Source organism: Mucilaginibacter sp. OK268, from assembly GCF_900103125.1.
Classification (GTDB): domain Bacteria; phylum Bacteroidota; class Bacteroidia; order Sphingobacteriales; family Sphingobacteriaceae; genus Mucilaginibacter.
Genome location: NZ_FNJV01000001.1, coordinates 665,203 through 687,491, shown reverse-complemented (window position 1 = coordinate 687,491; position 22,289 = coordinate 665,203). Strand labels below are relative to the sequence as shown.

The window sequence follows — 22,289 nt, the reverse complement described above, 5'->3', positions numbered from 1 at the left end:
TTTTTAAATTTTAAAACTGATCTTACAATTTTCAAATGAAGTTATTTATTAAGAAACCTATTCAGCAATTGATGGCTGCCTCTGTCGAGACGGAGAAATCGCTGAAAAGAACCTTAGGCGTTGGATCGCTTATAGCACTGGGTATTGGTGCTATTATTGGAGCCGGTATTTTTGTTCGTACAGCAGCGGCAGCCGGTGAACATGCGGGTCCTGCCGTTACCATTTCATTCCTTATCGCGGCCGCGGGTTGCGCCCTGGCTGGTTTATGCTACGCAGAATTTGCCAGTATGATACCTATAGCCGGTTCGGCTTATACCTACTCCTATGCCACCATGGGCGAATTTATAGCCTGGATCATAGGCTGGGATCTTGTACTGGAGTACGCGCTTGGTGCGGCTACCGTAGCCATTGGCTGGTCGCAGTACTTCAACGAGTTTTTAATAACATTTTTCAATTTCCATATCCCCTACCAGTGGACACACTCCTTCTTCGAAGTGTCAAACACCACCACTGGTATGTATGCCGCAGAACTGGGTACCCGGGGTATCGTTAACCTGCCGGCTATATTTATTATATTCCTGCTTACCTTATTGCTTATACGCGGTATGGCAGAGTCGGCTATAGTAAACAACATCATTGTAATTGTTAAAGTAGCCATTGTGCTCCTGATCATCGGTTTGGGATGGCACTATATCAATCCGGCATTTCATACACCTTATATGATCCCTGCTGATGCGGGTACTGTAAAAGTAAGTACAGGTGTTGTTGATTATGGCGATACCTTTAACCACGGATGGCTGGGTGTTTTACGCGGCGCCAGTGTAGTATTCTTCGCCTTTATTGGTTTTGATGCTGTTTCAACAGCGGCACAGGAAGCTAAGAACCCACAAAAAGATATGCCAAAAGGTATCCTGATATCATTGGTTTTCTGTACTGCTTTATATATCTTATTCTCACACGTGCTTACCGGTTTGGTATCTTACAAAGATTTCCTTATCCAGGGTAAAGAAGCTTCTGTGAGTTATGCTATTAAAACAGCGATGCCTGGTTATGGTTGGTTAGCTTCATTTGTAACGGTATCTATCCTGGCTGGTTTCTCTTCGGTGATCCTGGTGATGCTGATGGGCCAAACCCGCGTATTTTATACCATGAGCACCGATGGTTTGATCCCTAAAATATTCTCCAAACTGCACCCTAAACATCGCACACCATATAAATCACAATGGTTATTCTTTGTGTTTGTATCCATATTTGCCGGTTTTATCCCGGATAAATATGTGGGCGATATGGTGAGTATCGGTACCCTGTTCGCTTTCGTACTGGTTTGTATTGGTATATTCATCCTGCGCAGAACCGATCCAAACATTGTACGTCCGTTCCAGACGCCGATTTATATGGTCGTTTGTCCGCTGGGTGCATTGATCTGCTTGTGTATGATCGCCAGCGAAGGTTGGGAAAACTGGGCCCGTCTTATTGTTTGGTTACTGATCGGCTTTGTGATCTACTTTGGTTACAGCATCAAACGCTCCCATGTAAGACATGGTAAAGTTGAAGCTGCCAACGACCCTATCAACCCTAAATTTGTTGAATAAGGATATCATCTTATAAATATTATAAAAAAGGTCCTGATTAATCAGGACCTTTTTTTGTGCTTTGCTTTTACAAAGATTTGCCGCATAAATTTCGACACATCGTATTTTCTTTTTATCTTTCTTTATATTTTAATCGCACTTTTGCACCAGCATAAACCCTACAGCCATGCATCCATTAGTTTTCAGGGAAGTACTATCCGTTACCATGATCCTTTTCGCCATTATCGATATCCTGGGTGCCATACCCGTAATTATCCAGGTAAGGCAGCGCGTAGGGCATATCGAATCGGAAAAAGCCAGCATCGCGGTGTTGATCCTGATGGTGGTGTTTCTTTTTGTAGGTGATGAATTACTGGCCGTTATCGGCTTGGATGTTGCCTCCTTTGCCATTGCCGGTTCGCTGGTGATATTCATCATCGCGATGGAAATGGTGCTTGGCGTTGACTTTTTTAAAGAGGAAGTTCCGCTGTCGGCTTCGATAGTGCCTTTGGCTTTTCCGCTGATTGCCGGTGCCGGTACCATGACCACCCTGCTCTCGCTCAAATCGCAATATCAAACCCAGAATATTCTGGTGGGCATTGTATTAAATACCGTTGTAGTATACTTAGTGCTCAAAAATGTAAAATGGATCGAAAAGCTTTTAGGCCCGGTTGGCCTGAGCATTCTGCGAAAATCATTCGGGATCATTTTGCTGGCCATCGCTATTAAACTGTTCAGGAGTAATACGCATTTGTAGCCCCGACAGTCGTCAAAACAGGGTGTCATGGTGAGCTCTGTCGAACCATGGTGGGCAGGCCTCTGCGCTCGACCCTTCGACGGAGCTCAGGGTGACAGCCTTCTTTTGGATGTTACTCTCTCTAAAGTAAAAGCTTTTTGATTTGCACAAAGAAAAGGAGACCCTCCTTCCGGCAGCCTCCCTTTCTTTAATATGATAATAATAAATTTAAGCTTCTAATAGCTCGTCCAGGTTGTCCAATGCCATGGTATAGCCTGCTTCGAAGCCCATTACAACAATTTTTTCCAGATCCGCCTCGTTATCAAAAGTAAGCTCTGCTACTACCCGGGTAAGCTCGCCAACCGCCTGGAAAGTAACCAGCCAGTGCATCGCTGGAAAATCAGGGTTTACAACGCCATTTTCGTCGCAAAACAAGGCTGTAGTGGTAAAGCTTTGCTGTGGTACTATGGTTTTGAAGTTAACCCGGCACCAGGCTTCCTCCCCATTTGGCCCTGTCATACAATACAGCCAGAAACCGCCCTCACTAAAATCATATGATTTAGATACCGCTTTCCAGGGCTTGGGTGCCCACCATTGTTCCAGCAGACTAACATCTGTCCATGCTTTCCATACTTTTTCAAGGGGAGCGGCAAATTCCCGTGTAACGCGTATTTTTTTGTTAGCCAGATCTTTGGTGATCTCTGTTTTTGTACTCATATTGAATTTGTTTTATAGGTTTTTTAATAGATTATCTAACTGATCAAAACGATCGTCCCACAATTTGCGGAAACGCTCGAGCCATAAGTCAATTTCTTTCATCTTCTGCGGATTAAAGTGGTAATAAATTTCCCTGCCGGTTTGCTGTTGTTTGATCACTTCGCATTCCGTCAGGATCTGGATATGTTTGGATACCGCCTGCCGGGAACTATCAAAATGCTCGGCAACAGCGTTTGGTGTCATCGCCTGCAGCGCCAGTAAACCTAAAATTGCCCGCCTGGTAGGGTCGGCAATAGCTTGAAAAATGTCTCGTCTCATATTATTTGCAACCGATTGATTGCAAATATAAGCGCAACCGATCAATTGCACAAATTTATTTTCAATTTTTTCCCGGGAGCTGCTTAAACCCTGATCCCCTTTGATAAAGCATCTATACCCTCATCCCGGGTTGCTACAAAACTGATCCTGCCGGCTTTATTACTTTCGTAAATAAAATCGCGCAGGCTATTGCTGCTATACTTTGAAAAATCGCCTATGATGGCCAGTTTAACATTATAGTTGGAGAATTTTTGGAGTATGTCGCCCGCAAGCGTTGTTTTCAGGTCGAAGAAACTGTCAGTGATATTTTCCTGGTACATCACTATCCTCCGGGCATCCTGGTAGGCGCAATTGGCCAATATATCTAACGCGTCCTGCGCGTTGTTAATTTCGATGATATCGGTTACGATCTCGGCTATATAAAAATCGTTTACGCTGATCAGGTTGATGTCCATAGTATATTTTGTTTGCCTATACAGACGAGCAGATGCCTTGATTTGTTACAATGGTGGTGCAGTAAAAAACATGTCATTGCGAGCGATAGCGTGGACAACCGACCGGAGGGAGCTCATTAATACCTTAAGAAAGAATTAACAGCATTAATAATCTCCTCGCGTTCTCATCGACAAGAATAGCTACGAGATTGCTTCGTCGTTCCTCCTCGCAATGACATGGTTTTTATTTTCAGGCGGCCGGTGGGCTCAACCTAGCCACAAACATGGTGTCGGCCCGGCGTTCATAGCCTTTGAGTATTTTGCTTTCTTCGAGCTTTAAGCCAAGCTCTTTTACCAGGAAATCAACCACATCGTCGTTCTCCCCTTTAAAGGCCGAGCAGGTAATGTAAATAAGCGGCTTACCGGGCTTCAGGTATTTTACTACGTTTTGGGCGATGCTTTTTTGGAGTTTCTGGAAAAATTCGATCTTATGCTGATCAAACTGGGCTATCATTTCGGGTGTACGGCCCCAGGTACCTGAGCCGCTGCAGGGGGCATCCAGTATAATGCCGTCAAAAGCATAATCATGCAGGGTTTGATCGACATTGGTAGTAAGGTCGAGCGCTTTTTTCTGGTATTTGGTTAAACCGGCCAGGTGAAAACGCTCATCCAGATTGGCCAGTACCGATTCGCGGATATCCGATACCACCAGCTTAATGTTGGGCTCATCTTCATGCAGTAGTAATGATTTACCGCCTGATGCCGCGCAAGCATCCCACCAGCTGTCCCAGCGCTGCGGCCGGAAGAAATCGCCGGTTTGCTGCGACGAATAATCCTGCACCTCAAACCAGTGCTGTTTGGAAAATATGGTTTCGAGCCGGGTACCGTTGGGTAACGACAGGCAACCGTTCCCTTCGTCCTTAAATACGATCTGTGCTTTGGTCAGTTCGCCCTTAACCAAATGGTCATAACCATTGCGCACGCGGATAAAAAGATCGGGTTGTGAAAAGAATGATCTTAAAAAAGCATGACGATCAATACCCGGCGATAATTGCGCTACCCAGGGAAACACATCCTCCAGGTCAAAATCGGGATGTGCTGTTTTTACCAGGGCCAGTTTGTCGTCGATATGAAAACCGATACAAGCGGCCCAGTCGGGTTTAAAATTTTGTAAAAAAGAATTGGTTTGTGTGTTGCATAAAAACTCGGCTACAAACAAACGCTCATCGGCAGGTAAACTACGAAGGGTAAGCCCTATCCGGAAATAATTGTACATCAACCTGTTAGCAATACGCCTGTCGGTTGATCCCATTTGTTTATTTTGCCTGTAGAAGCCGGGTAAAAACTTACTTAGAGGCGTATCGGCAGGGTATTCACCCAATATTCGCTGAAACGTTTTAAGCTGGTTTATAGCCTTCATTCTACCTGTTTTAACTCAAAGTTACTATACATTAATATATTTACATGCGTGTTGACCCAACCCAAGCCAGGCTTTTTTACAAAATGGAAACCATTGTGTATGCCTGTAAAATCGGTTTTGTCAATCGCCGCCATATCTTTATTGCCCTCCAGCAGCTGCCTGCCAAAATACATCCCTTCATCAAAGCCTTTTATGGCATAATCTGTGGGTTCAACGTGATACACTTTACGATAGCTATGCAAAAAAGCAATTGTGCCTTCCTGTTTATAATTCACCTTATCGCTGGAAGTAATATGCGTTTTAAGCCGCTGCAATATATCGGTCTTTAAAAAGCTAAACTTCTCCCAACTGGGGTGACCAAACAGCACCACGGGATAGTTTTTGTTTAAAGTATCCAATGATCGCAGCGTAACACCCAAAAACGACTGATCGGTAGCCGGTATCACAAACACATTACGCTCTGTTTTTGACAGCTGCGGCAGCAAACCGCTCAATTTACCCCGTGTGATAATAACGCTTACAATTTTAACCTTTTTATTGCTTAAACTATCGGTTGCTTTTTTAAAGTTTACCACATAATCGTTCTCCTGGCTAAAGCCCGAACGCAGGATAAATATTTTTTTAGGTTTGAGTTTATCATTGATGTATTGCGCCGCACCTACAGCATGATATTCCAGCGGGGGGATAACGGTAATTAAGTTATTGTTTCTGATAGTAGCAGGCGACGCGGGTGATAATGGCGACAGGATAGCCGTACGGGTACCCATGGTGGAGGTAAACAATTTCATCCCGTCGGGATACACCGGACCAACCACCAGGTCGCTTGTTCTGATCTGTGGGTTGTAAGCCAGGCTATGCGCCGCTGAGGCATCATCTTTAGAATCAAAAAGCTGCAATTTGAAATTAGCGCCCTGGGCAGCCAACGAGTCCAGCGCCAGTTTAAAACCCTGGTAGTATTCAATACTCATATTGGCCTGGCTCAGTCCGGCGCCACTGTAGTTACGTGGCCGTACATGATCAAGCCCCATGGGCAATATCATGGATATAACAGAAACTTTTGCTGTGGGTTTTACCGGAGGTTTTTCTACAGGCTTGGGTTCGGGTTTTTCAACTTTTTTTACGGGCGTTGATACAGGCCGCACCTTTGGTGAGCATGCACCCAGTATCAGCGCCGCGCTAAAAAACAATAACCATTTATTCCCACTCAATGGTAGCAGGTGGTTTCGAACTGATATCATATACTACCCGGTTAATTCCTTTTACGTTATTGATGATCTCATTGGAGATCTTGGCCAGCAGGTCATAAGGTAAATGGCACCAATCGGCTGTCATCCCATCCAGTGATTCTACAGCACGCAGGCATATCACGTTCTCGTAAGTACGCTCATCACCCATTACCCCTACTGATTGTACCGGCAAAAATATAGCGCCGGCCTGCCAAACCTTATCGTAAACACCGTATGACCGCAAATTGTTGATATAAATCGCATCGGCCTCCTGCAATATAGCTACTTTTTCTGGTGTAACATCACCCAAGATCCTGATAGCCAGACCCGGTCCCGGGAAAGGGTGCCTGCCTAAAATATTCGGATCGATGTTTAAAGCCTTGCCTACACGCCTTACTTCGTCTTTGAATAAAGTATTCAAAGGCTCAACTACCTTCAGTTTCATAAAATCGGGCAAACCGCCAACGTTGTGGTGCGATTTGATGGTAGCAGACGGGCCTTTTACCGAAACAGATTCAATAACATCGGGATAGATAGTTCCCTGTCCTAACCATTTTACATCCTGAACCTCGTGCGCGGCATCGTCAAATACTTCAATAAACACGCGACCGATGGCTTTACGTTTCTTTTCGGGATCTTTAAGGCCGGTCAATGCATCGTAAAAACGTTGCTTGGCATCAATACCTTTTATGTTTAAGCCCATGTGCTTATAGGAGTCGAGCACTTGCTCATACTCGTCCTTGCGCAACAGGCCGTTATCAACAAATATGCAATGCAGGTTTTTACCGATAGCATGGTGCAATAAAACCGCCGCTACCGATGAATCCACACCGCCTGATAAACCTAGTACTACTTTATCATCACCCAGCTTTTCGCGCAGGGCTGCAATGGTAGTTTCGATGAACGAATCTGGTGTCCAGTCTTGTTGGCAACCGCAAATGTCGACCAAAAAATTCTCCAGCAATTGCTTGCCATCAATACTGTGGGTTACCTCCGGGTGAAACTGGATACCATAAGTTTGGGTACCGGTTACCTGGAAAGCCGCCACCTTTACGCTATCGGTACTGGCAATGATCTCAAAATTATCACCGATGCGGGCAATGGTATCACCATGGGACATCCATACCTGCGAGTTTTCGGGGATATTTTTAAACAGTGGATTTTCTTTGTTGATATAATCCAGATTGGCACGACCATATTCGCGGGTGCTCGAAGCTAATACTTCGCCGCCATGGAAATGGGCCACGTACTGTGCACCATAACAAACCCCCAGGATTGGACGGGTGGTATGGAACTGCGCGAAATCAAAATGAGGCGCATCTTCCTGCCTTACAGAATAAGGACTGCCGGAAAGGATGATTCCTTTTACAGTGCTGTCAATTTCGGGATAATGATTAAAGGGGTGGATCTCACAGTAAATATTGAGCTCCCTGACGCGGCGCGCGATGAGTTGGGTGAATTGCGAGCCAAAGTCAAGAATGAGGATTTTTTCTTGCATGGGCAAAGATAAAAATTTGATGTGAGATGTGAGATATGAGATTTGAGATTTTGGAATTCAGTGATTTGATTAATTAGTGAATTAATGATTTAGTGAATTAGTGATTTCTTTCCGTCAGCAGAACAGCTTTTGTCTGAACCATGATTTATAGGATTATGAGATTACCTAGATTTCTTTTATTGCTTTTTCCCGTCAGCAGAACAGCTTCGGACGAAAGCGAGCAGAACAATGGTGGCTTGTGTGGTTGGCGGGGCATTAGCGAATTTTGTCTGAAGCGGAGGGTAATGAGTGAACGCAGTAGCGGCAAAATTTAGCAGCCGTGGTTCTGCCCGCTTTGCAGGGCAAAGGCTAGGAGCGTATAGAAGCATTTCTGATGACTTGATTTTTTGGTTACTTTTGTATCAAGACAAAAGTAACAGCCTTAGCGGCAATTGAGCGCTCTACGACAGACATCTTCGCCCTGTACAGCATAGAGATTATTAATGTTGTGTTTGTTCTTATTGGTATTAATGAGCTCCCGCTGGTCGGTTGTCTTCGTACCTCGCAATGACGTATGTGTGATATTTACGGTGTAGTTACCGCAACAGGCAACACTTTCCCGTTAAAGAACTTATGCCCGGTAAGTGCGAAATCAGCCACATATTTACCCATTTCAAAAGCCATTACCGGCGATTGATAACCCGGGAAGGCTTTCTCCAGCATTTCCGTTTGCGCCGAACCCAGGGCCAGGCAGTTTACCTTGATATCCTGTTCTATCAGTTCCTGCGCCAGGCATTCAGTAAGGGTATGCAAAGCTGCCTTACTGGCCGAGTATGCCGATAATCCCGGGAATTTGGCACTTCCCTGGAAACCACCCATGCTGCCCACATTCAGGATGTGTGAGCCAGCCGGCATCAGCGGCAATAACGCCTGTATCATCCGCACATGACCAATAAAATTGCTTTGCAGCATTTCTACAAAATCGGTCTCGAGCAATTGTGTAAATGGTTTGTTGATGAGCATACCCGCATTGTTGATCAATACATCCACCTGGTTATCAAAATTGGAGGCTATAAATTGCTGCAGGCCCTCATAATCATCATGTACGATATCAAAATTAAGGGCAAATAGTTGGCAATCTGGATTAAGACCGTGGGCAATTTCCAGCAGGCGCTCCAGCTTGTCCTGCGAGCGGGCCAATGCAATTACCTTATTGTTACCCGAAAGTATCAGTTCAATTACTGCTTCAAATCCCACGCCGCTGCTGGCGCCTGTTATAATGATGTTCATAAGCCCGTTCTGTTATTTACCGTCATTGCGAGGAACGAAGCAATCTCTACACAGGCAGGTCCTTTAGATAAGTTTGCACTTAACGCTTTGCTCTGCATAGCATAGAGATTGCTTCGTTCCTCGCAATGACGCGTTTTATTATCGCATTTATCGTGACGCCTAAAATACCAATTTTTGTTCAACAGGATGCTCGATCAGATAAAAACCGTCGCTGATGAGTTTTTTTAGCTCAGGCTGATCTTTGGCTTTCTGTTGCAGGAACTTCCTGATCTCGGCTCTCAGTGCGGGTTCAACATCTTCATGCTCCAGCAATTCCAGTATTTCGAGGGCGCAAAGCCAGTCGTCATGATGATTTTTCTGCAGCATGAACCATACATTACCCAAAAAGCCAAAGTCGCCGCCTGTTTGCCTACGGTTGCGCACCTGCTGGTAAAGTTTATGCAGCTCCCTGGTTCGCAGATCATACTCCACGTGATGGGTAGCTGTTTGCGACTTATAAACGATCTCTTCATAAGCCGCTTTATCGGCAGCGCCGCAAAACACCGAAACAATCTTTTCGCCAACAGCCATATCGTATACGCCCCATGATGGGTCAAACAATACGTGACCTTTTTTATCGGTAACCGTACAATCAGTAAAAGTGATCAGCTGTGTTTTGCCCAGGAATGCTAATATACTTTTAACCGTTCCTTTAACTTGTATACCACTTTCAAAATCGAGCTCCACCGCTTTACCTTTAACTATGCCTATGTTCCCTAACTCTTCTTCTGTCAGATCCTCGAGCGGATTATGGACATTTTTCAGTTTCCCTACCGGCGAGCTAAAACCATCTTTATGATAGTTTTTACCGTGTCCAGGCAGTTGCTTGCCGTTTACTGCTAAAGCTGTTGGACCAGTAGTTTTGATAAAATACGGATTATCGCGCCCATCAACCTTAAATTCGGTAATGGTACCTGATACCTGTAAGCCCGAGCTGTAAACTGCGGTACAGGTATTTTTACTTTCAAAAGCTTTGGTCAGGCCATAGGCTCCACCCTTACGGAAAGACATGGTGTTAGCAAACTCTTCCAGTACATCTATCAGATTCTGGAAAGTTGGCGTTACAAACAGCTGCGGCTGTGGCTTGGTGATGTCGTAGCTATAATTCAGGGCATCAATGGTGTACCATAGTTTTTCAACCTCGGGTTTCATACAGCTGGAACTTTCGCCGATGGACGACAGCAGACCCGCGCCATAGATCTTGGGTTGCTCCAGCGTACCGATCAGGCCGTACTCTACCGTCCACCAGTGCAGACGACTCAATAAGGCCATTTCCGATGGTTCACCCATATTTCCCTGGCGATAGGCCACCAGTTCCTCAGCCTTTTTAATCTCGGCTTCGTCCGCATTGGGCATTTCTTTTAGGATGGATAACGCCCTGATAGCTTCATACAGCTCAAAATCCTGCGCCGAAAACATGGCTTTGGCCCCTATCGAACCAAAATAACTCAGGTATTCATGGTAATCCTTATCGGCAATAATAGGCGCGTGCCCGGCCGACTCATGGATAATATCCGGCGCCGGTGTATATTCAATATGGCGCGACTGGCGTATATCTGCCGCGATAACCAGCACCCGGTAGGCCTGGTATTCCATAAAGGCGGCTGGTGGTATAAAACCATCCACCGTAACGGCGCCCCAGCCTATTTTGGCCAGTGCATCATTCATCTCCTGCAGATCGGGAATACGTTCAATAGTAAGGCCCGCCTTGGTTAAACCGGGTATGTAAGGGTAGTAGGCAACATCCTTCAGATAGCTGTAATTTTGGCGCATTACATAGCGCCAAACGGCATGATCAATAGGTGTATAATGTTCGTAATGCTGGTCGACTATAAATTGTTTTAAATGACCGGGCAAGGCCGCAACCTGCGGATTGTTAAAATCATTAAAATGGCTCATTTACGTTGTAGTGGTTTATAATAGGAAACGCAAATTTAGAAAATTAGGTGTACTCACACACTTTATTTTCGCTATTCACCTCCTGGATCCACAGCTGTTTCAGCCACCTCTTCGTCATATTTTTTCAGGCCCTTATCCAGGCGGCTCGGGCGTATCACATAGTACAGGCCAAACAAGGCCACCAAAAGCGAGATGAGGTAAAATGACGAGGGCAGAAAAACCGAGAGCCCCTTATCCATCGGAAAATAATCGGATAGTTTGGTAAATATAGCCTCTCTCGCCCCTGCCCCACCCGCTGTAATAGGTATGATTGATGCCAGCGCAGAAATCAGGAACGATAACAAGTACGGTGAAAATTTACCACTGAAATCCTGCCCAAACATCACACAGATAATGGCCAGTAGCTGGAAACCCTGCAATACCAGGGCTTTTAAATGCGCCTCGAAAAAGTATTTGGTATACTCTTTGAAAAACATGTAGGCTACGAAATAGTAAACCGCCGAACCGCCCAGGAATATACTTACCGGCAGGGCTTTATGAATATCGATCTGCGGGATCAGAAATATCAGTCCAACGGTGATCAGGCCGATAGCCCAAAGACCACTGAGCCTATCGAACATAATAGCCCAGAACAATTTTTTGCCGGGAACTTTGTGTGCTTTGTTCAGAATGAAGATCTTGTAACCATCGCCACCGATACCACCAGGCAGCAATACGTTATAAAATAGTCCCAGGAAATAAAGTCGCAGATTATATTTAGGGTTCAGCTTTAAGCCTATCGACCTGAAGAAGCTCAACAAGCGCCATGACGACACCACCATCGAACAGAAATAACAAACAACCGCGGCGCCCATCCACCAGTAATTGGCGTGCAGCAAACGGTATTTGACCAGTTGGATAGGTACCTTGCTAAAAACCCAGATGAGCAGCGCTGTGGTAACAGCTATTTTTAACACAGTTTTTGTAACATTCCACAGTTGCTGTTTAAATGTTTTTGGCGCTGGTATTTCGTCTTCTGTCATTGGCTGCAAAGCTAATTATTTGATTGCACACATTAATTTTTTTTTAATAGCGGCAACTTTGCTCCAACAACGCAGTTTATATAGTTATGGTTTCACAATTGTGTAAAAACATTGATCATCAACCGTGTGTAATCATTAATTAATTGAGTGCAAATCATCATAGCAATTGTTATTTTTGCGCAAATTTTATGAGTATGAGTAAAGTAAAAGTTGGCCTGGTACAGATGAGCTGCACTGCTGATAAACAGCAGAACCTGCAAAAGGCTATTGTTAAAGTAAGGGAAGCCGCTGCAAAAGGCGCGCAAATAGTTTGTTTACAGGAACTTTTCACCTCGCTTTATTTTTGCGATGTGGAGGATTACGACAATTTTAAGCTGGCCGAAAGCATCCCTGGCCCATCAACAGACGAGCTGCAGAAAGTAGCCGCCGAACTGAACGTGGTGATCATTGCCTCCTTGTTTGAGAAACGTGCGCAGGGGCTTTACCATAATACTACTGCCGTGTTAGATGCCGATGGCACTTACCTTGGCAAATACCGTAAAATGCACATCCCTGACGATCCGGGCTTTTACGAAAAATTTTACTTCACTCCGGGCGATCTGGGTTACAAAGTGTTTAAAACCAAATATGGCAAATTGGGCGTACTTATTTGCTGGGATCAATGGTATCCCGAAGCTGCCCGCATTACCGCTTTAATGGGTGCCGATATCTTATTTTATCCAACCGCTATTGGCTGGGCCACTACCCAGGACGAAGCAACTAACGTGGAGCAATACAATGCATGGCAAACCATACAGCGCTCGCACGCGGTGGCCAATGGCATACACGTGGTAAGCGTAAACCGTGTAGGCGAAGAAGCCGGCGTAAAATTCTGGGGTGGATCGTTCTTTGCCAATCCGTTTGGCGCCATCATTCACCAAACCTCGCATGATCAGGAAGAAGTGGTGGTACAAGAGCTTGATCTGGATAAATCTGATTATTATCGCAGTCACTGGCCGTTCCTTCGTGATCGCAGGATCGACAGCTATCAACCAATTACCAAGAGACTACTTGACGAAGACTAATCCCCACGCGTCATTGCGAGGAACGAAGCAATCCCCGATAAGCAGAGCCGCTCTGTATAGCATAGAGATTGCTTCGTTCCTCGCAATGACGTAGTGGTATGTATATTTTGCCTTTAACCAATATGAGCCAAAACATTTCAACCATACAAACACCTGCTTCGCAGGGATTTTATTTCCCTGCTGAATGGGCCAAACACACAGCTACCTGGCTTTCGTGGCCGCATAAAGAAGCTTCGTGGCCGGGTAAGTTGGATACCATTTATCCTTCGTACATCGAGTTTATAAAAATCTTAACCCGTAACGAGCTGGTGCGCATCAACGTGGTCGACGAGGTAATGAAAGCCGCAGTGATCTTTCAGTTGCAGCATGCCGGTGTCGACATGAACCGGGTAGAACTTTTTGCTTTTGGCACTAATGATGCCTGGTGCCGCGACCACGGACCGGCATTTGTCATCAATCCCGACACCAAACACAAGGCCATTATCGACTGGGGTTACAATGCCTGGGGTGGTAAATACCCGCCGTTTGATCTTGACGATGTAATACCTACCAAAATTGGTGAGCATTTTGGCCTGCCCGTATTTAACCCGGGTATTGTGATGGAAGGTGGCTCTGTTGATTTTAACGGTAAAGGCACTATCCTTACCACTACCGCCTGTCTGCTCAACAAAAATCGTAACCCCCTGCTCAACCAGAACCAGATAGAAACCTACCTGCGCAGCTATTATGGCGCCGAACAGATCTTATGGCTGGGCGATGGCATTGTTGGCGACGATACCGACGGTCATATTGATGATATTACCCGTTTTGTGAACGAGGACACCGTGGTTACCGTGGTAGAGGAAGATAAGAACGACGAGAACTATCACCTGCTGCAGGAAAACCTCGAGACTTTAAAAACCATGCGCCTGCTCAATGGCAAACAGCTTAACATTGTGGAGCTGCCTATGCCTGAAGCCGTGATCTACGAAGATACCCGTTTGCCGGCATCATACGCTAACTTTTATATTGCCAACTCCGCGGTTATTGTACCTACATACCGCTCGGTAAATGATGATAAAGCCTGCGATATTTTACAGCAATGCTTTCCTGATCACGAAGTGATCGGCATCGATTCAACCGATATTATCTGGGGGCTGGGCAGTTTCCACTGCCTGAGTCAACAGGAACCAGAATAACCCCACCCTGCCCTCCCCACTGGGGAGGATTCTGAAAAATTTATTGATGAGTAGCATACAAATCAAAGTCCTCTCCTTTGGAGAGGATTTAGGAGAGGTCTCATTCACCGGATAAACCCATACTTTTACCGATTTCTTACACGCTGTTCACCTATATCACCTTGTCCTGCTTTGTATACCGCTGTACCTTTAGGGTATAATATTAATACTTAAAGCGATGAACAACGATATAGAAACTACCATTACCCCCAATAATAGCAAAACTGCTGCAGGGGTAATTTTACTGATCATTGGTGGTATACTATTGATCAGAGAATTTGATCTTTTCCTTTTCCCCGACTGGCTGTTTAGCTGGCCGATGTGGATAGTGGCCTGGGGTTTATACATGGGTGCCAAGTACAATTTCCGCAAAGCATCCTGGATCCTGATCACCCTGGTGGGTGTGGCCTTCCTGCTCGACGAGAACATAGCCGATGCCGACCGCATTGTTTGGCCGGTAGCCATTATGGGTTTTGGTGCCTGGGTAGCATTTAAGCCCCGTAAACACAAGGAAGAGCTTTACTTTGAAAAGCCTAAGGATACTTTTCATTTCGATAAAACAACCGGACCAGAAGTCTAATTTTTCATAATTTAATAGTTTTGTTTTCAATTCATGAGGGAGTACCGGTTTGCGGGCTCCCTTTTGTTGTGGAACCCCACCCTGCCCTCCCCATTGGGGAGGGTCCTGATCAGCTTACTAAAAAATAACATACAAATAAAGCTCTTCGTTTTCACAAGAGATTTATTAAAAAGTCCTCCCCTCTGGGGAGGGTTGGGTGGGGTGATCAACTTTTTCACCGACAAAACCTACCTCTCCACCGATTTCTTTAAATATATCGCCAGTTTTTGTTTGGCACATGTATAATGTTACCTTAGTTTTGGATATGATTTAATTTGCACACAAATGAACAACGATATAGAACATACAACCAACCCCAATAAAGGAAAAGCGATGGCTGGGGTTATACTACTTGCCGTAGGAGGAGTGCTGCTCCTAAGGCAATTTGCCGAGTTTTTAATTCCTGATTGGATATTCAGCTGGCCCATGGGGCTTATAGTGATAGGTCTTTATTTTGGCGCTAAACATAACTTCAGGAAAGCCACCTGGAGCATCATGATCATTTTAGGGATCATCTTTTTATTAAACGATAATATTGGCAACGCCGACCGTGTAGTATGGCCCATAGCCATTATTGCATTTGGTATATGGCTTATTTTAAGACGCGGCAGGCATAATGACTGGGAACGGAACATCAAGGATGGCAAATGGACTAAACAAGATGGCACGTGGAGTAAACAAGCAGCCAATTTTGATTTTGGTAAAAACGTTCCGGAAGCTGATTACGCGATAAAAGATGGTGACGATGTACCACCCAAGGATCCTAATACACCTCCGTTTGGCTACCATAACGGTGACGACTACCTGGATGCTGTTTCTATTTTTGGTGGGGTTAACAAAACCATACTATCCAAAAACTTTAAGGGCGGCGAAATAGTGAACATTTTTGGCGGTGCCGAACTTGACTTTACCCAGGCCGACATTAACGGCAGGGTTTATATAGACATTACCCAGGTATTCGGCGGCACCAAGATCATTGTACCATCCAACTGGCAGGTGGTATCAGACCTGGCCGCGGTTTTTGCCGGGGTTGACGATAAACGCATCCGCAGTACCGCATCATCCAATAACGATAAAATACTGGTACTTAAAGGAACCTCCATTTTTGCCGGGGTTGATATACGCAGCTATTAACTACTAGAGTCAAGATATTAGAATCAAGAGTCAAGTATTAAGAAAATACCTAATACGCAGGGGAACATAGCTAAAGAAATCAAAGACAGGCTTTTGTCTTGATTCCTGGCTCTTGATTCTTAACTCCAATTAACTATAAAACAAAGATAATGAACTGGTACGTAGCAAAATTAGTTTTCAGGGTGATCAGTGGTGCAGGCGATCACCAGGCGCAGTTTGATGAGCAGTTACGTTTAATCTGCGCAGATACTGAGTTGACAGCCTTTGAAAAAGCAAACAAAATTGGCCATGCCAATCAGGATAGCTTTAAAAATATCGAAAAACAAACCGTTAAATGGCAGTTTATTGATGTGGCCGAACTAAACCAGATAGGCGAGCTTACCGATGGCGCCGAGCTGTACTATAATATACATGAAACACCCGATGCCGACCTGTACATTGCCTGGGCGCACCACAAATCGGCATTATTGGGTGTAAGAAATTGAGTAAAAGAATCAAGAGATAAGAGTCAGGAATCAAGAGAAACACATTGAAAAATATGGTTAAAAGAGTTAATTCAGGAGTACAAAACGCACATCTTACACGTGACTTGTTCCTGTTTGCCTGTCTTAATTCTTGGTTCTTGATTCTTGACTCTCACATTAATAAAATATAAGTTTTGGCACTACCCTCTATATCAGCTTCAAGATTATACGGCGCATTTATTGTTTGCGGCCTGGTTTGGGCCGGCCTGCAAACTTATATTGTGCATAGTTTTGGCTTTTACTGGTTCGCTGCCTCAACCGATGGCTTCCTGAGCGCCATATTACTTTCGGGTGCCTGCTGGCTCATTAATAATAACCTGCGTTACTACCAGCCGGGTAAGGGCAGTTATATTAACCTGTTTATCTGGTGCGTAGCACTAGCCGGTATTTGTACCCTGGGTTGTCGCTATCTGCTGCCTCTTATCAATACCGATAAGGTGTTTATTAATTTCATACAGCAATCCATAACTATCCGCTTTTTTACCGACTTCCTGGCCATTGGCTGGATGGCCATGATCAGCTTGCTCTGGTATTCACAACTCGACCAGAAAGAAACGCAGAAACGCAAAACCGAGGCCGAGCAGCTGGCCCGTGATGCCGAGCTGTATAATCTGCGTCAGCAATTGCAACCACACTTTTTGTTCAACAGCCTTAACTCTATCAACGCGCTTATCGGCTTTAAACCCGATGAGGCCCGCAAGATGATCCACCAACTATCCGACTTTTTACGGGGTACCCTGAAAAAGGACGATCAGCAACAGGTACCCCTGAGCGAAGAACTGGCACACTTGAACCTGTACCTGGAGATTGAAAAAGTACGTTTCGGGCACCGCCTGCAAACCGAAATAAGCTGTGACGACAAATGTGGTAGTGCCGTGATGCCTTCCATGCTGTTACAGCCCCTGGTGGAGAACGCTATAAAATTCGGCTTGTATGATACCATCGGCGAAGTAACCGTAAGCATCCGCAGCGAAATGGAGGATAACTATTTAGTGCTGATGGTTCAAAACCCTTATGATCCGCAAACCTCGCGCCCGCAAAAAGGCACTGGTTTTGGCTTACGTGGGGTACAACGCCGCCTATATTTGCTTTTTGCCCGTAACGATTTGATGGAAACTCATGGAAATGATAATATATTTACAACCATTATAAAAATACCACAGTTATGAGGCGAGCCTTAATTATTGATGATGAACCTTTAGCACGAATGGTTGTAAAGGAATATCTGCAAAATTTTAGTGAAATTGAATTGATACAGGAGTGTAACGATGGCTTTGAAGGTTTAAAAGCCATACAGCAGCACCAACCTGATCTGATCTTTCTGGATGTGCAGATGCCCAAAATAAATGGTTTTGAAATGTTGGAGCTGGTGGAACAACCGCCTGCCGTTATATTCACTACCGCTTTTGATGAGTACGCTATAAAAGCTTTTGAAGCCCATGCTGTAGATTACCTGTTAAAACCTTTCAGCAAAGACCGATTTACCAAGGCCATCGAAAAATTCCTGGCAACAGCGCCCGAAAAACACGCACCCAAGCAAACCGAAGATCTGCTGGAAACCGCCGCCACACAATCGCCGGCACAAAATGAACGTATTGTGGTAAAAACAGGCACCAAAGTTAAAATTATCCCCGTGGCCGATGTGGAATACCTGCAAGCCGATGATGACTACGTAAGCGTGTTTACCAAAGAAGGATCGTACCTGAAAAACAAGACAATGAACTTTTTTGAAAAAACCCTGGATGCCCGCCAGTTTGTGCGTGTACACCGCTCCTACATCATCGCCATACAGCAAATTACCCGTATCGATCCTTACGAAAAAGACGCTCACCTGGCCATCCTCAAATCAGGCGCCAAAATACCCGTAAGCAAAACCGGCTACGTAAAGCTGAAACAAGTACTGGGCATATAAAACAGGATTTAAAATATTTTTTATATAGACGCATCACATGCGTCTTTTTTTTGTGCCCATTACCTAACAACCTTGTCATTGCGAGGAGGAACGACGTGGCAATCTCGTAGCTATTCTAATCAGTTAGAACGCGAGGAGATTGCTTCGTTCCTCGCAATGACATAGTGTAGAATTCTTAGGATAGTCCGATCATTTTTCGTATATTTATATCAACCATCAGCCCGGTTTCCTCTTTATCAGGAAACCGGGCTGTTTTGTTAAAGGAAAAACAAAGCCAAAAACAAACCAATTTCAACTTAGCTATTTGACAATCAATAAATTAATACTTTTTAAAGTTTCAAAAACTGCCCAAAACGACGTTAAAATTTGTTAAAAAGTGTTAAAATGAGGGTTTTTGAAACAGTTTTCGAGCGATTTTCATCCAATTTTGGCCAGAAAACTGTTAAAATTTAAGGTTTAAAAAGTTTTAGGGGCAGGGATGTGTTAAAATAACGTTGGAATTATTTCGTTAGAATTCCAGAACAACTACAAGTATAGTTATACAAAAACCGATCAACCTAAATGCCTAAATTATTACAATTGCTGTTGCTGTCATTCCTGGCAATAACAAGCTCAAAAACCGAGCTCCCCGATAGCAAACGTGCCAGCGACGTACGTACCATAGTATGGCCCCGGCTGCAAAAGGAGTTAAAAAGTAAAGGGTTCAAAGCAGGTTCTGCGGTTTATCTGCGCATATTCAAATATCAGGATGCGCTGGAGGTATGGCTAAAAACAGGCTCGAAATATAGCCTGTTCAAAACTTATGATATTTGCTATTATTCGGGCGGTGTAGGTACCAAAAACCGCTCGGGCGATGGCAAAAGCCCTGAAGGATTTTATACCATTGAGCCTAAGCAGCTTAACCCTGTGAGTAACTACCATTTGGCTATCAACATTGGCTATCCAAACAAGGTTGAACTGCTAAAGGGCTATACCGGCGACGCGGTAATGATACACGGGCACTGCGCCTCCATCGGCTGCTATGCCATGACCGACCAGCGGATCGAAGAAATTTATACGTTGATCTACAAGGCCTTTGAAGCTGGCCAGCAAAAGATCAACCTGGATATATACCCTTTCCGGATGACTAAAAACTATATGGATATTTTTGCTCAGCAACCCTATATGCCGTTCTGGAAAACCCTAAAACCCGGCTATGATCTGTTTGAAAAAAAACACATCCCGGCCGATTATCATATCGAGGGCAAGGATTACGCGTTTTAGGGGGAATAGAATCAAGAGGTAAGAGTCAAGAATCAAGATAAGGATAAAACTTTGCCGTCTTTCTTGACTCTTATCACTCTTTTTTTAATCCATCAGCAATACCATCAGCGCCTCTGCTACCCTATCCTCGTCCAGCAATTGTTTGGCTTTCAGGTGTAGCTGCAGTTCGCGGGTCTGGTTATCGCCTATGGTGGCGTCTAACAGTTCTTTTATAGCAGAGTCCTGCTTGTATAGCTCAATGGCATCATCGGCTGGCAGGGCCTCCAGGTTGCCTAGCTGCCCCAGGTTGTTGCCGGTAAGCACCCGGGAGTTGCGTATGGCATACGGTAGGCTATCAACGCCTATGCCTATTTTGGCATTGGGCTTGGCTACTTTAAACAGGTTATCCTGGGTTATACGGCAATACCAGTCGCCGCCAAGACGGGCCACCAGGTCCATTTTAGCCTGGTCAATTTTGCCATCGGTGTCTAAAACATGGTCTTTGATGTGGATGAGTTTTATTTCCGCTAAGATAAGGTTACCGGCGCCGGGAGTATCGCCAAGGGAAATCACCTGGGTCACCACACATTCCAACTGCACCGGGGCCTCGCCCACTCGGGGTGGTTTAACCAGCTCGGATGCTACGGGAGTTAAACCCGATTTTACAAACTCGTTCACTCCTTTTGGGTACATCACACTCGAGAGGGAAACCTGCTGCACCATATCATAATCAACAATATTGATCACGCATTCCGGAACCTCTAAAATGTTTTGTAACGTATGTTTAGTGATATTATCCCGCACACTGCGCGAGGGCGAAAACACACAAACGGGCGGATTGGTGCTGAATACGTTAAAAAAACTGAAAGGGCTCAAGTTAACATTATCGTCCTTATCTACCGTACTGGCCAGGCAAATAGGACGCGGCGCTATAGCATGGTTCAAATAGTTTTGTAACTGAAAAATAGAAAGCTCGCTGACTTTTAGTGATAGCATCGGTATTTAGCTTATTTCTTCAGTCCCAATATCGAAAAATCGCTGTTGGCTTTTGTGATGATATTGCCCAGCATGCCCAAGCCTGTGATCTCCATTTCAACCAGATCGCCGTCTTGCAGCCATTGAGGCTTATAGTTAGCATCATTCAGCAAGCCGGTACCGTTCAGTTCCAGGAAACAGCCTGTACCCACGGTGCCTGAGCCTATGACATCGCCAGGCAGCACATCGCAGCCGTAGGCGCAACGTTCAATGATCTCGGCAAAGGTCCAGTCCATATCAGCCATATTACCGGCTGATACCTGTTTACCGTTCACTACGCACTTCATTTGCAGGTTGTAGTTATTGCCGGTATGGCCAGGTTTGGCGGCCACCTTATAAGGTTCCAGCTCGTCGGGTGTTACCAACCATGGACCAATAACGGTCGAAAAATCCTTGCCTTTGGCAGGCCCAAGGTTCAGCAGCATCTCCTCCATTTGCAGGGTGCGGGCGCTCATATCGTTCATGATCATATATCCGGCAATAAAGCTATCCGCGTCGGCTGCTTTAATGTTACGGCCTTTTTTGTTGAGCACTACAGCCACTTCCAGCTCAAAATCGAGCTTGTTAAAATGGTCGGGCATGCATTCAATTTCGCCGGGGCCCTGTATGGCGTTATGGTTGGTGAAATAAAATATAGGGTATTGATCAAATTCGGGTATCATATCCACCTTGCGGTTGCGACGCGCGGCGGCCACATGCTGCCTGAAGGCATAACCATCGCGGCATGAGGCAGGGTGAGGCACGGGAGCTATCAGTTCAAAAAACAATTCCTCCTTAGCCTCCATTTTTCCCGAACTAATGGCCTCATGAACACGCCGGGCATGATCCATCAGCTCATCGCCACCCCACAAAAACTCGTTCATATTGTCGGGGATCAGCTTATCGCAGGAGTTTAGGTTATAAATATGCTTGTTTATAAAAATACCTAAATGCTCGCGGTCTTCGGTTTTATAGGATACTAATTTCATAGGGCGATGTGTTTATAATTGAATTTTAAATGGCTTTCGCCTGCCTGGTAAAATAATACTGAACAATATTATAAAAGCTAATAAAGCAATTAAGTCTAATAAAAAGTACAGGAAAAGAAATTTAACTGCAAACCCACTCCCAAGTGCAGATTTCCCGCTGGAGTACGCGTAAAAGTGCCATGGAAACCCAACTAAGGTAAATCCATCCGAGGCAGCATTAAATTTTGAAAATACTACGGTAATTATGATCCAGATGGCTATTCCTAACCATATAGCTTTCGTTTTTATCATAACCGGTAATTGGTTGGACCAAAACTAAACAATTTACCTTATGCACGGCAAAAATATTATGCTTGCATATTAAAAATATTACTTCTAATTTCGTACTGACCATGTTAAGCATACAAAAACATTTTCTGTTTTCA

21 protein-coding genes are annotated in these 22,289 nt (G+C 44.8%); 10 read left to right on the top strand and 11 right to left on the bottom strand.

The genetic code is table 11. The features are described 5' to 3' along the window. Positions 1-35 precede the first annotated feature (35 nt). Positions 36-1,592, top strand: a complete 1,557-nt coding sequence (locus BLR84_RS02715; RefSeq protein WP_090463958.1) for an amino acid permease — start codon at positions 36-38, stop codon at positions 1,590-1,592. 166 nt (positions 1,593-1,758) lie between these two features. After that, positions 1,759-2,328 (top strand): MarC family protein, encoded by a 570-nt coding sequence (locus BLR84_RS02710; RefSeq protein ID WP_090463955.1) that lies wholly within the window; start codon positions 1,759-1,761, stop codon positions 2,326-2,328. A 207-nt stretch (positions 2,329-2,535) separates the two neighbouring features. Here the strand turns inward: BLR84_RS02710 and BLR84_RS02705 are convergent, their stop codons facing one another. From BLR84_RS02705 to BLR84_RS02665, 9 genes are all read right to left on the bottom strand, one after another. Continuing rightward, positions 2,536-3,024, bottom strand: a complete 489-nt coding sequence (locus tag BLR84_RS02705; RefSeq protein WP_090463952.1) for an SRPBCC family protein — start codon at positions 3,022-3,024, stop codon at positions 2,536-2,538. 12 nt (positions 3,025-3,036) lie between these two features. Next, a complete protein-coding gene (locus tag BLR84_RS02700; protein ID WP_090463949.1) occupies positions 3,037-3,342 on the bottom strand; it encodes an ArsR/SmtB family transcription factor in 306 nt (101 codons plus the stop codon). Positions 3,343-3,425: 83 nt separating this feature from the next. After that, a complete protein-coding gene (locus BLR84_RS02695; RefSeq protein ID WP_090463946.1) occupies positions 3,426-3,797 on the bottom strand; it encodes a DUF4180 domain-containing protein in 372 nt (123 codons plus the stop codon). 229 nt (positions 3,798-4,026) lie between these two features. Next, entirely contained in the window at positions 4,027-5,196 is a 1,170-nt protein-coding gene (locus tag BLR84_RS02690) for an RsmB/NOP family class I SAM-dependent RNA methyltransferase (RefSeq protein ID WP_090463942.1), read from the bottom strand. Next, the gene (locus BLR84_RS02685) at positions 5,193-6,434 is read right to left on the bottom strand and encodes an ABC transporter substrate-binding protein (protein WP_143013813.1); all 1,242 of its coding nucleotides are present in this window, start codon (positions 6,432-6,434) and stop codon (positions 5,193-5,195) included. Before BLR84_RS02685 ends, BLR84_RS02690 begins: the two co-directional genes overlap by 4 nt. After that, positions 6,391-7,920: a glutamine-hydrolyzing GMP synthase gene (guaA, locus tag BLR84_RS02680; RefSeq protein ID WP_090463936.1), complete on the bottom strand. Its 1,530-nt coding sequence runs from the start codon at positions 7,918-7,920 to the stop codon at positions 6,391-6,393. The genes BLR84_RS02685 and guaA overlap by 44 nt, the downstream gene beginning before the upstream one ends. A gap of 564 nt (positions 7,921-8,484) precedes the next feature. Beyond that, positions 8,485-9,189 carry an SDR family NAD(P)-dependent oxidoreductase gene (locus BLR84_RS02675; protein WP_090463933.1) on the bottom strand — a complete coding sequence of 235 codons (705 nt, stop codon included), beginning with the start codon at positions 9,187-9,189 and terminating at the stop codon, positions 8,485-8,487. Positions 9,190-9,348: 159 nt separating this feature from the next. Beyond that, the gene (locus BLR84_RS02670; RefSeq protein WP_090463930.1) at positions 9,349-11,127 is read right to left on the bottom strand and encodes an aromatic amino acid hydroxylase; all 1,779 of its coding nucleotides are present in this window, start codon (positions 11,125-11,127) and stop codon (positions 9,349-9,351) included. Positions 11,128-11,198: 71 nt separating this feature from the next. Then, the gene (locus tag BLR84_RS02665; RefSeq protein WP_090463927.1) at positions 11,199-12,149 is read right to left on the bottom strand and encodes a lysylphosphatidylglycerol synthase transmembrane domain-containing protein; all 951 of its coding nucleotides are present in this window, start codon (positions 12,147-12,149) and stop codon (positions 11,199-11,201) included. A 194-nt stretch (positions 12,150-12,343) separates the two neighbouring features. Here BLR84_RS02665 and BLR84_RS02660 point away from each other — a divergent pair, with 194 nt between their 5' ends. The 8 genes from BLR84_RS02660 (at position 12,344) to BLR84_RS02620 (ending at position 19,882) form a co-directional block, all read left to right on the top strand. Continuing rightward, complete coding sequence (locus tag BLR84_RS02660; protein WP_090463924.1) at positions 12,344-13,213, top strand: carbon-nitrogen hydrolase; 870 nt, start codon at positions 12,344-12,346, stop codon at positions 13,211-13,213. Positions 13,214-13,335: 122 nt separating this feature from the next. Then, positions 13,336-14,391, top strand: a complete 1,056-nt coding sequence (locus BLR84_RS02655; RefSeq protein ID WP_090465742.1) for an agmatine deiminase family protein — start codon at positions 13,336-13,338, stop codon at positions 14,389-14,391. 217 nt (positions 14,392-14,608) lie between these two features. Beyond that, positions 14,609-15,010 carry a LiaF transmembrane domain-containing protein gene (locus tag BLR84_RS02650; protein WP_090463921.1) on the top strand — a complete coding sequence of 134 codons (402 nt, stop codon included), beginning with the start codon at positions 14,609-14,611 and terminating at the stop codon, positions 15,008-15,010. Between the two features lie 324 nt (positions 15,011-15,334). Next, entirely contained in the window at positions 15,335-16,183 is an 849-nt protein-coding gene (locus BLR84_RS02640; RefSeq protein WP_090463915.1) for a LiaF transmembrane domain-containing protein, read from the top strand. Positions 16,184-16,332: 149 nt separating this feature from the next. Further along, positions 16,333-16,668 (top strand): DUF4288 domain-containing protein, encoded by a 336-nt coding sequence (locus BLR84_RS02635; RefSeq protein WP_090463912.1) that lies wholly within the window; start codon positions 16,333-16,335, stop codon positions 16,666-16,668. A gap of 173 nt (positions 16,669-16,841) precedes the next feature. Then, positions 16,842-17,876, top strand: a complete 1,035-nt coding sequence (locus BLR84_RS02630) for a sensor histidine kinase (RefSeq protein ID WP_255366843.1) — start codon at positions 16,842-16,844, stop codon at positions 17,874-17,876. Then, the gene (locus BLR84_RS02625; RefSeq protein WP_090463909.1) at positions 17,873-18,619 is read left to right on the top strand and encodes a LytR/AlgR family response regulator transcription factor; all 747 of its coding nucleotides are present in this window, start codon (positions 17,873-17,875) and stop codon (positions 18,617-18,619) included. Before BLR84_RS02630 ends, BLR84_RS02625 begins: the two co-directional genes overlap by 4 nt. A gap of 561 nt (positions 18,620-19,180) precedes the next feature. Then, on the top strand, positions 19,181-19,882 hold the full coding sequence (locus BLR84_RS02620; RefSeq protein ID WP_090463906.1) for a L,D-transpeptidase family protein: 702 nt from the start codon (positions 19,181-19,183) through the stop codon (positions 19,880-19,882). An 84-nt stretch (positions 19,883-19,966) separates the two neighbouring features. On the opposite strand, the gene BLR84_RS02615 is transcribed toward BLR84_RS02620, so the two are convergent. Beyond that, a complete protein-coding gene (locus tag BLR84_RS02615; RefSeq protein ID WP_090463903.1) occupies positions 19,967-20,857 on the bottom strand; it encodes a flavin reductase family protein in 891 nt (296 codons plus the stop codon). An 11-nt stretch (positions 20,858-20,868) separates the two neighbouring features. After that, entirely contained in the window at positions 20,869-21,864 is a 996-nt protein-coding gene (locus tag BLR84_RS02610) for a fumarylacetoacetate hydrolase family protein (RefSeq protein ID WP_090463900.1), read from the bottom strand. Positions 21,865-22,289: the final 425 nt, after the last annotated feature.